Below are 14,236 nucleotides of genomic sequence, written 5' to 3'. Positions count from 1 at the left end.
GATTACGCACATGGGCTGGTTTGCCAGCACCACCGGCAGGCTTGTTAATTGGCACCGCCGTATGCCCTCTTGGGGGGCCTTGTCCCCCGGCCGGGCGGGCCTCCCCCTGCTTAGCCCTGCTGGGCTCGTGTTTCCGGTATTCACCGACAACGGCTTTTCGACCCCGGCCAGACGACACATCCCTGTGACACCTGGCCTGGCGGGGCATCCATGCCCCGGCCGGGTCGGCCGTTGCGGTGAATCCCGGCTCGCCCAGATGGGCATGCTGTAGCCAGCTGCGCTGGGCAACGTCGGCAATCAATGATCAGGCAATGACAGCGAGAAGGAACCGGACTCGCAATCCAGACACTCTCCTGCAATACAACCACTCAGGGGATAACAACCGCTGGGCGCCGTGACGCCGACTCCTGTCGCGTGAAAATAGGCGGTTCACTGAAGCGCAAAAACAAAGGGGCCCACAGGCCCCTTTGTTTTGCTCGACAGAGACTGCCGTTATTTCAGCTTGCGCACACGTGCTGGTTTGCCTGCACCACCAGCAGGCTTGTTACCACCGTTGGCCGCCACAGGTTTATTTCCGCCGTTAGCCGCTACAGGCTTATTGCCATGTTTTGCTGCTGGCTTCTGTCCATTAGCTGCCGGTTTGCCAGCACCTGTATTGGTATTGGCACCGGAGTTGGCCTTGCCAGACCCGGAGCTGTTACCGCTAGCACGATTCTGGGCCGGTTTGCCGTTGTTACGAGCCGCACCCGGCTGTGGAGCACCACGGCCACGCGCCTGATAACCCGGACGCTGAACCTGGCCTTGTGGCGCATCGTCATCCGGAATCAGGGCATTCGGCCCTTTGCCAATCAGGTCATGACGACCCAGACGACGCAGTTCTTCACGCAGCATTGGCCAGTTACGTTCATCGTGATAACGCAGGAAAGCCTTCTGCAAACGGCGCTCTTCGATATCACGCGGAATATGCATACGACCACTCTTGTAGCTCATACGCTGCAGCGGGTTACGCTCGGAGTGGTACATGGCGGTCGCCAGTGACATCGGTGACGGATAGAAGGTCTGCACCTGATCCACACGCATCTTCTGACGTTTCAGCCACAAGGCGAGATTCATCATGTCAGTGGTTTCACTGCCAGGGTGAGCGGCAATAAAGTACGGGATCAGGTACTGCTCTTTACCGGCTTCTTTGGAGAACTTGTCGAACATGCGCTTGAAGCGGTCATAGGTACCCATGCCCGGCTTCATCATCTTCGACAGAACGTTCTGCTCGGTGTGTTCCGGCGCAATTTTCAGCAGACCACCCACGTGGTGGGTCACCAGCTCACGAACGTATTCCGGATCCTCGACCGCGAGGTCGTAACGCAGACCAGAGGCAATCGCGATACGTTTGATCCCCGGCAGATCTCGGGCACGACGATACAGCGAGGTAGTGTGCTTGTGACTGGTTTCGAGGTTTTTGCAGATACCCGGATACACACAAGACAAACGACGGCAGCTCTTGAGGATCTTTTCGCTCTTGCACTTCAGCATGTACATGTTGGCGGTTGGGCCACCCAAGTCCGAGATGGTGCCGGTAAAGCCTGGCACCTTGTCACGAATCTCTTCGATCTCATTGATGATGCTGTCTTCGGAGCGGCTCTGGATGATACGGCCTTCGTGCTCGGTAATAGAGCAGAAGGTACAGCCACCAAAACAGCCACGCATGATGTTCACCGAGAAACGGATCATCTCGTAGGCCGGAATACGCGCCGTGCCGTAAGCCGGGTGCGGCACACGCTGGTAAGGCAGCGCGAATACGGCATCCATCTCATCGGTTTCCAGCGGAATCGGTGGCGGGTTTACCCACACTTCCTGATTACCGTGTTTCTGGATCAATGGGCGCGCGTTGTACGGGTTGGACTCCTGGTGCAAGACACGGGAAGCGTGGGCGTAGAGGGCGCTGTCGTTACGGACCTTCTCGAAAGAAGGCAGACGGATACAGGTGGTATCCAGATCGTGTTCAATCTTGCGCTGCAACGGCATCGGAATGATCTTGATCGGCATCACATCGTCGTCAGCGCCCTTCTTGTTGTCAGAAGCACAGCTTTCACTGTTGGCTTCTTTCATTTCATAAGGGTTTGGCAGAACGTCAATATGACCTGGCCAATCGATACGGGTGGAATCGATTTCAGTCCAGCCGTTTGGCACAGAGTCACGCAGAATGGCGGTACCACGCAGATCGGTGATCTCATGAATCGAACGACCAGCAGCCATCAGATGGGTCAGGTCAACCAGCGCGCGTTCGGCGTTACCGTACAGCAGAATATCGGCACCGGAATCGATCAGTACTGAACGACGAATCTGATTGCTCCAGTAATCGTACTGGGCAATACGACGCAGACTGGCTTCGATACCACCAATCACAATCGGTACGTCCTTGTACACTTCACGGACTTTCTGGGAATACACAATCACCGCACGATCCGGACGTTTGTCCGATTCACCGTTCGGTGTGTAGGCGTCTTCAGAGCGAACCTTGAGGTCAGCTGTGTATTTGTTGATCAGCGAGTCCATGTTGCCAGCGCTGACACCAAAATAGAAATTCGGCTTGCCGAGTTTGGTAAACGACGTCGGATCATTCCAGTCTGGCTGGGCGATGATACCCACACGGAAACCCTGCTTCTCCAGCAGACGTCCGATCACGGCCATACCAAAACTTGGATGGTCAACGTAGGCATCCCCACACACCAGAATCACATCACAACTATCCCAGCCGAGCTGATCCATTTCCTCGCGGGACATTGGCAGAAACGGGGCCACACCATAACACTCGGCCCAGTATGGAAAATGTGAAAACAGCCCCGCAGCATGAGTGTTGACCGGCTGAGCGGTCGAAGCAGCCACACGGCCTGAGGTTGAACTATCGGACATCGATTTACCCTGTTAAGGAAGACGGGATATGACCTTGTCTGCACCGGGACAAAAACAGACGTTTTTGCATACCGGATCAGAACGGTGCAGGAGAGTGGTCAGCAAACCGCCATTGTCCCAAAAAGCAGCGCCCAACAAAAGGAAAGCCCACTCTCCGATATGAAAAATATCTGTGAAAACCCGCTATTCCCGCTTATAAAACAGGGACTTATTCACACACTAAGCATATGGAAAAGCATTACTGACATTCAAATATGAACATTGGAGCGTAATTTGCTTCCAAACCATGTCAGCCCTTGCGAATCCGGCAGTAATACTCCAGACATGGAGAGCGAACGTTCAAAACTGTTACTATCTCAGGTCACCCGTCATTAAAAAACCAAAAAACCCGATATGACCAAACGTGACCTGCCTGAATCCGATCACCCGAGTGGGCCCTCCACCCGCATCATGCTGGTAGACGACCAACCAGCACGGGCGGCCATTCTTGAGCAAGCACTGATCGATGCCGGTTGTGAGGTCATTGCCCGACTGTCGAGCGCCCAGGGGCTGATGAAAAAAGTGGTCGAGCACCAGCCAGACGTCATCATCATCGACATTGAAAGTCCTGACCGGGACATGCTGGAACACATGACCGTGCTGAACCAGCACAACCCCAAACCAGTCATCATGTTTTCTGATGAAGACGATCCGGCCACAATTGAAAAAGCCGTGAGAGCCGGCGTAAGCGCCTACGTGGTCGATGGCCTTAACCCCTCACGGGTCAAAAGCATCATGGCCGTTGCCGTCGCGCGTTTCAGGGAGTTTCAGGCGCTGCGTGGCGAACTGGAAAAAACCCGTAATCAGCTGCAAGACCGCCGCCTGATGGATGAAGCCAAAGCCATATTAATGAAACAGAAAAACATGACCGAAGATGAGGCTTACCATGCCATGCGCAAAATGGCGATGGATCGGGGCCAACGCCTGACCGATGTTGCCCGCAACATCATCTCGGTTATGAACTTGCTGAACGGGTAGTAAAGAAGATGAAGGACGTTCTTGAAAAAACCGAACTCACCATTGGCTACATGCCATTAACCGACAGCCTGCCACTGCTGGTAGCGGACGCTCATGGCTACTTTCAGGAACAAGGGCTGGATGTCAGCCTGCAGCAGGAAGTGTCGTGGGCCAACATCCGTGACAAGGTACTGGTTGGCCATCTGGACGCTGCACAGATGCTGGCACCCATGCTGATTGCCACCCATCTGGGGTTGGGCGGTATCAAGAAACCCATGATGACGCCCTTTGCATTTGCCCTGAACGGCAATGGCTTCACAATTTCCAACCAACTGGCCAGCGAACTTGACCGTATTGCCGGCTGTAATGTCATGGCAGACGCCGCCCTGGCAGGCAACGCCCTTAAACAGCTGGTAGAAGAACGTCGTCAGCAACAACGGCCCGTCTTGCTGTTTGCAACGGTTTACCCCTACTCAATTCACAACCTGCTGTTACGCGACTGGTTGTCCGCCAATGGCATTGATCCGGATATCGATGTAGCACTGGTGGTTCTGCCGCCATCCCAAATGGTGGATCATCTCAGCCAGCAGAACATCGACGGTTTCTTTGCCGGTGCCCCATGGAATTCCGTCGCTATTCAGCGCGGCGTCGGTTCCTGCCTGCTGGCCAGCAACGACCTTTGGCACAGCGCGCCGGACAAGGTGCTGGGCATGACCAGTGCCTGGGCGGAGGCTCATCCCAATGTGGTGAAAGCACTGGTGCGTGCGCTGGATAAAGCCTGTCGCTGGATTGATCACAATCGCCAGCAAGCCGCCAGCATCATGACCCGCTACGTTAATGTACCGGAGGCCGCAGTATTACCGGCTCTGACCGGCCAGTTCACCTACCGCACCGAACAACCGCCAATTCACCAGCCAGATATGCTGGTTTTCCATCGTTACCTGGCCAACTACCCGTGGGCCGAACACGGCGCCTGGTTTTTACATCAGTTGCAACGCTGGAACTGGGCCAAAACCGATATTGATGCCGAAAGCCTGGTGCGGGAATGTTATCGCGCCGATCTGTATTGCGAAGCGTTGGGCCACCACACGCTGGGTGAGCACCTGCAACAGGGGCTGAGTTTCCGCCATGAACAACCGTGGCAGCTGGGTGATGTCCCGATGGCAGCCACCGCGTTCTCTTACCAAAGCTCACTCTGAGCACAAGCCTCACACCGTCAGCGCCTACTGACGGTGTGGGCCCCCACGCCAGCCAGACCACCAACCGCCCAGCCTGACTCCGACACACGGCTCAACACGTCTCATCAGCCATCACCAGCACTGACACCCGATCAGACGCTCACACTGCTTCCTGTATCAACATTCCTGTTAACGCACTGACTCACGTGAACGCTCATCAACGCTCTGTCCGCCTATCTATTCTGTCCGTCTATCTATAAAGAAGCAGCAGTGGTACCGGACATCAGGGTTCATACTCCCGAAACCTCCACCGATCCAACAATCAAACCAGCCCGCACTGAAATATCTCACCACTTTTGGCGTTCGCATCAAAATATTGCAAATTCACCGCACCCAAATAAATCACTCGCCGACTTTGCATTACTTTTATGGTGCAGCCCGATATTGGGCTATTTTGCTGGCATTTACGGCGATATGCGCATTGCTGACAAAGCCAACCCTGACGCGGGTTTTTGGCCCAGCCAACCGCTAAAAACCCATGAAATTGGCAATATCGCAAAAGTTGGCACACCACTTGTATTAGATATATCAGAAACCCAACGGCGGGTTTCAACCACAATTTGAATTCAGGCAAAGGCGCTAACGACCCTCCAACGATGGGGGATGTCGTTGGCGCCTTTTTTTGTACCCGAACTTACCGATTACAGAACCGAGGAAGAAAGATGCGAGGAATTAACACACTGCGTCGCGCCATCCTGACCAGCGCTGTTGCTCTGGCCACCGGTATTGCCACACTGTCTGCTCCATTTGCCAGCGCCACTGAATACGCAGAAAAAGAAGAGCTGAAGTTCGGTTTCATCAAGCTGACTGACATGGCTCCTCTGGCCATCGCTTATGAAAAAGGTTTCTTCGAGGACGAAGGCCTGTACGTAACTCTGGAAGCCCAGGCTAACTGGAAAGTATTGCTCGACGGTGTGATCGATGGTCAGCTCGACGGTGCGCACATGCTGGCGGGTCAGCCACTGGGTGCCAGCATCGGTTTTGGTACCAAAGCTGACGTTATCACCGCATTCTCCATGGACCTGAACGGTAACGGCATCACCGTTTCCAACGATGTATGGCAGCAGATGAAAGCCAACATCCCAATGGAAAATGGCAAGCCGGTTCACCCGATCAAGGCCGATGCCCTGAAGCCTGTTATCGAAAAATACAAAGCCGAAGGCAAACCATTCAACATGGGTATGGTATTCCCGGTATCCACTCACAACTACGAACTGCGTTACTGGCTGGCAGCCGGTGGTATCAACCCTGGTTACTACGCTCCAGCCAAAGGTGACATCTCTGGCCAGATCAAGGCTGATGCCCTGCTGTCCGTAACCCCACCACCACAAATGCCAGCCACCCTCGAAGCCGGTACCATTTTCGGTTACTGCGTGGGTGAGCCATGGAACCAGCAAGCCGTATTCAAAGGCATTGGTGTGCCAGTGATTACCGACTACGAAATCTGGAAAAACAACCCGGAAAAAGTATTCGGCGTGAGCAAAGCCTGGGCTGAAAAGTACCCAATTACCCACAAGAAAGTCGTAAAAGCGCTGATCCGTGCAGCCCAGTGGCTGGACGAGAACAACAACGCCAACCGTGCTGAAGCCGTGCAGATCCTGTCCAAACCACAATACGTAGGTGCAGATGCCAAGGTGATTGCCAACTCCATGACCGGTACCTTCGAGTACGAAAAAGGTGACAAGCGTGACATCCCGGACTTCAACGTGTTCTTCCGTCACAACGCGACTTACCCGTACTACTCCGATGCCATCTGGTACCTGACCCAGATGCGTCGTTGGGGCCAGATTGCCGATGCCAAGACCGACGACTGGTACAAGGAAACTGCCAAGAACGTTTACCGTCCTGACATCTATACCGCAGCAGCCAAAGAGCTGATTGCTGAAGGCAAGGTAAAAGCGTCTGACTTCCCTGACTTTGCAACCGAAACCGGTTTCAAGGCACCAACCAACGAATTCATCGATGGCGTGACTTACGACGGCACCAAACCAAACGATTACCTGAAGTCCTTCAAGATCGGTCTGAAAGGCGACGACAAGATCTGAGCCTGACCTTTCGAGAATAACCAACCGACTGTCCCGGTTCGCCGGGACAGTCAACCAGGAGCGAAATTATGAATATTGCACTGTCGAACATGCCTTGGCTGGAACCGCTGGTAAAAATTGCCAAAGGTGAAAACGTATCCGGAAATATCCAGATCATCGTCAAATCCGTTGGTGTACCACTGGCCGGTATTCTGGTCTTCCTGATGGTATGGCATGCCGCCGCAAGCAATATCCATACTTCACTGGGCAACTTCCCTGGCCCTTCTGAAGTGTACGAACAAAGCAAGAATCTGGTCTCCGCGCACTTTGCCGAGCGCGCCAAAGCCGAAGAATTTTATGCCCGTCAGGAGGAGCGAAATGCCGCCCGCCTGGCACAAGATCCGACTTACGAAGCCAAGATCCGTGAATACACCGGTAAACCGACCTACATCGACCAGATTGAAACCAGTCTGATCACCGTACTGAGCGGTTTTATCCTGGCTTCCGCACTGGCGATTCCACTGGGTATCGTGATTGGTCTGAGCAGCACCCTGAACGCCGCCTTCAACCCGGTTATCCAGATTTTCAAACCGGTATCACCACTGGCCTGGCTGCCACTGGTCACCATGGTGGTATCAGCCCTGTACCAGACTGACGATCCAGCAGTGCCCAAGTCCTTCATCACTTCCATGATCACTGTGATGCTGTGCTGCCTGTGGCCAACCCTGCTGAACACCGCCGTAGGTGTCGCGTCGATCTCCCAGGATCTGAAAAACGTGAGCATGGTACTGCGTCTGAACTGGATCACCCACGTGATCAAGATCGTCCTGCCATCCTCTGTACCTATGATTTTCACCGGTCTGCGTCTGTCTCTGGGTATCGCCTGGATGGTACTGATCGCTGCCGAAATGCTGGCGCAAAACCCTGGCCTCGGAAAATTCGTCTGGGATGAATTCCAGAACGGTTCCTCCAACTCCCTGGGCCGCATCATGGTTGCAGTACTGACCATCGGTCTGATCGGCTTTGCTCTGGATCGCATCATGCTGTCTATCCAGAAAGTCGTGTCCTGGGACAAAAAAGCCACTGTGCGTTAATCAAATTCGAATTCAGGAGCAAAAGTTATGAGCGTAATTCTCGACATCACCGGCTGCGGTATTGAATTCCAGACCCCCAAAGGCTCTTTCCGCGCCCTGCGCGACGTGAACCTGAAGATCAAAAAGGGTGAATACATTTCCCTGATCGGCCACTCAGGTTGTGGCAAATCCACCGTACTGAACATCGTTGCCGGTCTGCTGCAGGCCACTGAAGGCGGCGTGGTACTGAACGGCAAGGAAGTGCGGGAACCAGGCCCAGAGCGTGCTGTGGTATTCCAGAACCACTCCCTGCTGCCTTGGCTGACTGCCTATGAAAACGTTGAACTGGCTGTGAAAACCGTATTCAAGGGCAAAAAGACCAAAGCTGAAATGAAAGAGTGGATCGAGCACAACCTGGAACTGGTGCACATGACCCACGCCATGCACAAACGTCCGGATGAAATCTCCGGCGGTATGAAGCAGCGTGTTGGTATTGCGCGCGCCCTGGCCATGGAGCCGGATGTGCTGCTGATGGACGAACCCTTCGGTGCGCTGGATGCCCTGACCCGTGCCCACCTGCAGGACTCCCTGATGGAGATCCAGAAGGAACTGAACAACACCGTCATCATGATCACCCACGACGTGGATGAAGCGGTACTGCTGTCCGACCGTATTGTGATGATGACCAACGGCCCTGCTGCCACCGTCGGCGAGATTCTCGAAATCGACCTGGAACGTCCACGTAACCGTATCCAGCTGGCTGACGACCCGCGCTACAACCACTACCGCCACGCGGTACTGAGCTTCCTCTACGAGAAGCAGCGTAAGGTGGAAGATTTCAGCAAGGCTAAAGAAGCTAAAGCCGAGGCCGACTCCAAGGTCGCCTGATCCCGTAAACCCCTGATTTGCCAGTCTCCCCTGACTCAAGAGTCAGTGCTCCCCCGCACTGGCTCCCGGACACCTGCACGTCTGAAAATGGGCAAATCAGGCGCTACGGCTCCGGTGATCCGGTCCGGCTTTTTAAAACTGAAGAATAAACGGCTATGGAAGGCCGAATGCGCAACCCGACGTCACGAGCAAAAACGGATAACGATCAATAACGGCAGCAGAACCGGCCACATACAAGAGCCGGTCTGCAATCCCGATTTCCGGGCTCGAATTCGAAGGAGAACAAACGAATGCACGGCAAGAAGATTCTGGCAGTTACCATCGCACTGTTGTCTGCACAAGCCATGACAGCTTCCGCTTCCACAGTGGAATCTGCTCTGAAAGACGGCAAGATGCTGGCTGACTTCCGCCTCCGTTATGAAACCAACGACACCGACAACACCACCGACGAAGCCAAGGCACTGACCCTGCGCTCCCGCATCGGTTATGAAAGCGGCGCCCTGAACGGCTTCAAGGTACTGGTTGAAAACGAGATGGTTCATGCGCTGGTTAATGACTACAGCCCTGAAACCGCCGGTTTTGACCCGGTCCCTGACCCGACTGGCAACGAAATCAACCGTGCCCAGATCAGCTACGCCAACACCACCGGCTTTGCCGCTGTGCTTGGCCGCCAGCGTATCGTGCTGGATAACGCCCGCTTTGTAGGTAACGTCGGCTGGCGCCAGAACGAACAGACGTTCGATGCCGTCAAGCTGGACTACACCATGGGTGCGATCAAGGTTCAGTACGCGTTTATTGATCAGGTAAATGGCATCAGCTTTAACGCTGTTGACGTCACCGACCACCTGCTGAACGTGGCTTACACCCTGACACCAGGCACCCTGAGCGGTTTCGCTTACCTGCTGAAAAACGATGACACTGACGCCAAGGACAACACCCTGGGCGCCAGCTTCACCGGCAAAACCGGCATGTACCTGTACAGTGCTACTTTTGCCCAGCAGAAGACTGACAACTTCAGCGCCAACTACATGGCCCTGGAAGGTGGTGTCGACGTATCCGGCGTCAAGGTGTTCCTCGGTAACGAAACACTTGGCAGTGACGATGGCCAATACGGTTTCCAGACCAGCCTGGCAACCAAACACGCGTTCAACGGTTGGGCCGACAAATTCCTGGCCTCCACTCCAACGGCAGGTTTGGTAGATAACTATTTGAAAGTAGCGGGAAATCTCTACGGAGTAGGTCTGCTGGCGATGTATCATACTTTCGAAGCAGACCAGGGTAGTACAGACTTTGGTACTGAACTGGATCTGCAAGCAACCTACGCATTTGATGCCACCAGCGCAGTTGGCCTGAAAACCGCCAGCTACAGCAAGGGGGACACTGGTGCAGATACTGACAAAGTCTGGCTCTGGGCTGAAAAACGCTTCTGATCCAGTCTGACTGAACCCGGCCAGGGGTGGCCTGCACCACCCCCTGCCAGGTTCAGGCACATCTGATTTGAAGGAGTTTTTTCATCCATGCGCACGTCTACTCTGGTCATTATTGGCAACGGCATGGCCGCCAACCGGGTACTCGAAGAAATCGGCACAGAACATGCGTTCGACGCGATAGAAGTGCTCAGCGATGAAAGTATTCCACACTACAACCGCATCATGCTGTCGCCGTTACTGGCACGCGAAACCACACTGGCCGACATCACCCCTCACGATGCCCAGTGGTACCGTCAACGCCGCATTCACATTCACCTGAAACACCCGGTAGAAAAAATTGATACCGATGGTCGCCGGGTGATCTGTAAAAGCGGCAAGGAATTCCGCTACGACGCCCTGTTGCTGGCTACTGGTTCACGCTCAGCCATTCCAGCATTACCGGGCACCGATGCATCGAATGTCCTCGGTTTCCGCACCATGACCGACGTTGATGCCATGTTGGCTGCCCTGCCCCAGCTGCGCCATGCCACCGTAATTGGTGCAGGCCTGCTGGGCGTAGAAGCGGCTGTTGGCTTACGTGCCCAGGGCGTGGAAGTCACCCTGATGCATCGCAATCAGGTACTGATGAACCGCCAGCTCGATGCTGTTGCCTCCGGAATTCTGGAAGCGGAACTGCAACGCCGTGGCGTGGATGTTCGCACCGGTGTTAATCCGCTCGAGTTGCCACACAGCAACGGCAAGGCGTCAGCCGTCCGTTACAGCCGTGACGGCAACCAGGAAACGCTGGATACCGATCTGGTGATTTTTGCCACCGGCATTCTGCCCAATATGGAACTGGCAGCAGCAGCGGGAATTGATTGCGGACGGGGTATTCAGGTGGATTCGCGTATGCGCACCTCGGTTTCCGATGTGTACGCCATTGGCGAATGCTGTGAGTTTAACGGCAGCACTTACGGACTGGTCGCGCCGATCTGGGATCAGGCCAAAGTTGTGGGTCGTCAATTACAGCTGTTTTTTGCCGACCGGGTTTGTGTGCCGCGCGGTAGCAGTCTCAAGCCAATTGATTATCAGGAACGCGAACACCTGACCAAGCTCAAAGTTTCCGGTGTTGATATGCATAGTATGGGCGACTTTAACGCAACCCGGGACTGTGACGTACTGGAGCTGCAGGATCTTGATGAAGGGATCTATAAAAAACTGGTTGTCCGCAACAACTGCATTATTGGCGTGTTGTGTGTGGGCGATGTAGCCGACTCGGGATGGTATTTCGAATTACTGAGTGATCAGACGGATATCAGCCCAATACGTAGCCAACTGTTGTTTGGCAAGGCCTGGTGTAACGGTGCCGCCTGATTTATTGCGACGCCTGCTGGCGTACGACAAGTATTGTCGCCAGCAAAACTCCCACAACTGCACCAGCGTAACTGCCAGCGTGCACAAAACCGACCAGCACAAATGCCGCCGGAGCCTGTACGCCCGGCCAAATCCAGTGCTGGAGACTATTAATGCCATACTCGGTCAACCAGAGTTCGCCAGCGAGATAGCCGCTGAGTCCTCCGCTGATAGCCGAGCCAAGTAATGTCAGAACCATACGCCCGCGCTGCTTGAACAGTTGTGGGCGCCAATAGCCCAGAATTCCCAACCACAACCCCGCCAACGCCCCCACCCAGACAGTGGCCATAACGCCGGTTACAGCGACCAGCCAACGTTCCGGTAGCAGCCAATGGCCGATTCCAAACTGGATAAACTTGAAACGCTGATAATACTCAGGCGACAGGCTGTAAGTGATCTGGTCATGAATGACACCATATACGGCCGCCAGCAATGCAAAACTGCTCGTCAGCAGTAATAAACGAACCCCGTAATGCCTCACAACCATCCGGACTCAGAGTGCAAACAGCAGGGCTTCGAGCACCGCCACCAGGGTGGCGCCAATCGCAACCGATTTCCAGAACTGCAATGGCTCACGTTTCCAGAACGGAATGGCAGCCGCCTGTTCAATCAGCAAGTCATTGGGCTGGTGAAGATCCGTGAGGAATTCGGAGAAGGCCACATAACGCTGGCGCGGGTCCGGGTGACAACCTTTGCGTAATGCCAGCTCCAGCCACAGCGGCACATCCGAACGGATATCCCGCACCGGTCGGTATTGCCAGTCGGCGCGGCTGCACTGTTTGCGCTGCGCCAGATCATCCAGCAAAAATGGCGTTCGGCCAGCCAGCATTTCAGCCACAATCACGGCCAAGGCAAACAGGTCGGTTTGCGAGCTGGATTCGCCCTGCAACACATATTCCGGGGCAACGTAATTACAACTGCTTCGTGGCAAACGCCCCCGGTCGAGCGGCTGAGATTCGCGTAAACCACGCGCCGATACCGAGCCAAAATCGAGAATCTTGACCACACCCTCGCGATCAATCATGACGTTTTCCGGCTTCAGATCACGGTGCACAATCCCAACCCGCTGCAAGGCCCGCAAGCCCTGCACCAGCTGTTCAGCGATCTTGCGCACATCACTAAGACCCGGCTGCGGATGATCGAACATCCACTGGCGCAGGCTGATTCCCTCGATCCACTCACAGACGTGATACATGTACTGGCTGTCATGATTATCGTCGTGAATTCGCATCAGATTAGGATGACAGACATGACTGCCCACCCAGCGTTCGCGGGCGAAAATATCCTCACACAGCGCATCATTACCACTGCCAGCAGAAGGCACCTTGAGTGCACAGATGCGGCCGTTACGACGGTTGAGCGCCCGATAGATATGGCTGCGATGGGTAGTATAAACCAGCTCCTGAATCAGAAACTGATCAAGGCTGTCACCTTCATTCAGGAGCGGTGGCAAACGGCACTTGCCCGTTTCAACCCGTCGAACTTCCGGCTGTGGAATACCCAGCGCGTTAACCCTTAACAGCAAACAGGTGGCATTGTCCTCGGAACCGGCGTCAATGGCGTTATCGACCAAGCGTCGGCAGAGCGCCTCCAGTTGCTGACGATCACTCTTTTCGTTTACCGCCGTTACCACATCCACCATAGCCGCACGGGTGGCACGGTTATGAACACCGTCCGAGCACAACAGAAAAACGTCGCCGGCCTGTACATCCCGTTGCTGGTAATCGACTTCCAGACGAGAGTCCATACCTAGCGCACGGGATAAAAATGCCTGACCGCTCCCCGTATGAATATGATCACGGGTCAGCTGTTCCAGCACCCCGTCGCGCCACAAATAAATGCGACTGTCGCCAACATGAAACAGATGGGCAGAATGGTCTTTGATGATCAGACCGCTGAAGGTTGTAACCAGAGCATTAGCTTGTGCAGATGCCTGCCGACCGTGGTGATAAAGCCAGGAGTTAAGCCCAACCAGAACTCGCGCCGCAGCGGTTTTGACATCCCACTCGTCAGGCGTGCTGAAATAGTCTTGCAGAAAGTGCGTAACACTGGTTGCACTGGCTTGCTGGGCATTCAGACTGGAGCTTATTCCATCAGCAATACAGGCACCAACGCCTTTTGAACACGCATTGTCAGGAGCGGATTGGTGAATGGCAAACGCGTCCTGATTAATTTCACGCTTACCTGCGGTAGTCACACCACCAAACTGTACATCCAACACACTCATGTTTCCGTCCCTGATTTGGATAGATCCGTTAACTCATGATAGCAGCTATTGCTGCAAC

Annotated in this window: 11 protein-coding genes; 8 read left to right on the top strand and 3 right to left on the bottom strand. The window is 54.5% G+C overall.

All coding sequences use genetic code 11. The annotated features are described in order from the left end of the window. Window positions 1-492: 492 nt before the first annotated feature. The gene (locus OUO13_RS15265; protein ID WP_283175039.1) at window positions 493-2,781 is read right to left on the bottom strand and encodes a YgiQ family radical SAM protein; all 2,289 of its coding nucleotides are present in this window, start codon (window positions 2,779-2,781) and stop codon (window positions 493-495) included. A 522-nt stretch (window positions 2,782-3,303) separates the two neighbouring features. Between OUO13_RS15265 and OUO13_RS15260 the strand changes: the two genes are divergently transcribed. The 8 genes from OUO13_RS15260 (at window position 3,304) to OUO13_RS15225 (ending at window position 11,912) form a co-directional block, all read left to right on the top strand. Continuing rightward, window positions 3,304-3,927, top strand: a complete 624-nt coding sequence (locus OUO13_RS15260; protein ID WP_283174758.1) for an ANTAR domain-containing response regulator — start codon at window positions 3,304-3,306, stop codon at window positions 3,925-3,927. Window positions 3,928-3,935: 8 nt separating this feature from the next. After that, window positions 3,936-5,105, top strand: coding sequence for a CmpA/NrtA family ABC transporter substrate-binding protein (locus tag OUO13_RS15255; RefSeq protein ID WP_283174757.1), 1,170 nt, complete (start codon window positions 3,936-3,938; stop codon window positions 5,103-5,105). A 249-nt stretch (window positions 5,106-5,354) separates the two neighbouring features. Continuing rightward, window positions 5,355-5,708, top strand: a complete 354-nt coding sequence (locus tag OUO13_RS15250; RefSeq protein WP_283174756.1) for a hypothetical protein — start codon at window positions 5,355-5,357, stop codon at window positions 5,706-5,708. Between the two features lie 98 nt (window positions 5,709-5,806). After that, window positions 5,807-7,189: a CmpA/NrtA family ABC transporter substrate-binding protein gene (locus tag OUO13_RS15245; RefSeq protein ID WP_283174755.1), complete on the top strand. Its 1,383-nt coding sequence runs from the start codon at window positions 5,807-5,809 to the stop codon at window positions 7,187-7,189. Window positions 7,190-7,257: 68 nt separating this feature from the next. Further along, the gene (locus OUO13_RS15240; protein WP_428982350.1) at window positions 7,258-8,262 is read left to right on the top strand and encodes an ABC transporter permease; all 1,005 of its coding nucleotides are present in this window, start codon (window positions 7,258-7,260) and stop codon (window positions 8,260-8,262) included. 27 nt (window positions 8,263-8,289) lie between these two features. Continuing rightward, on the top strand, window positions 8,290-9,129 hold the full coding sequence (locus OUO13_RS15235) for an ABC transporter ATP-binding protein (RefSeq protein ID WP_283174754.1): 840 nt from the start codon (window positions 8,290-8,292) through the stop codon (window positions 9,127-9,129). A 290-nt stretch (window positions 9,130-9,419) separates the two neighbouring features. After that, window positions 9,420-10,559 carry a hypothetical protein gene (locus OUO13_RS15230; protein WP_283174753.1) on the top strand — a complete coding sequence of 380 codons (1,140 nt, stop codon included), beginning with the start codon at window positions 9,420-9,422 and terminating at the stop codon, window positions 10,557-10,559. An 87-nt stretch (window positions 10,560-10,646) separates the two neighbouring features. Then, on the top strand, window positions 10,647-11,912 hold the full coding sequence (locus OUO13_RS15225; protein WP_283174752.1) for an NAD(P)/FAD-dependent oxidoreductase: 1,266 nt from the start codon (window positions 10,647-10,649) through the stop codon (window positions 11,910-11,912). A gap of 1 nt (window position 11,913) precedes the next feature. Here OUO13_RS15225 and OUO13_RS15220 read toward each other — a convergent pair whose 3' ends face one another. Both OUO13_RS15220 and OUO13_RS15215 read right to left on the bottom strand, forming a co-directional pair. Further along, window positions 11,914-12,384, bottom strand: coding sequence for a hypothetical protein (locus OUO13_RS15220; RefSeq protein ID WP_283174751.1), 471 nt, complete (start codon window positions 12,382-12,384; stop codon window positions 11,914-11,916). A 60-nt stretch (window positions 12,385-12,444) separates the two neighbouring features. Further along, the gene (locus OUO13_RS15215; RefSeq protein WP_283174750.1) at window positions 12,445-14,178 is read right to left on the bottom strand and encodes a bifunctional protein-serine/threonine kinase/phosphatase; all 1,734 of its coding nucleotides are present in this window, start codon (window positions 14,176-14,178) and stop codon (window positions 12,445-12,447) included. Window positions 14,179-14,236 lie beyond the last annotated feature (58 nt).

Origin of the sequence: Parathalassolituus penaei (assembly GCF_026626885.1) — a bacterium.
GTDB classification, from domain to species: domain Bacteria; phylum Pseudomonadota; class Gammaproteobacteria; order Pseudomonadales; family Oceanobacteraceae; genus Oceanobacter; species Oceanobacter penaei.
Note: the sequence above shows the minus strand (reverse complement) of the source record. Positions and strands in the feature narration are given on the sequence as shown.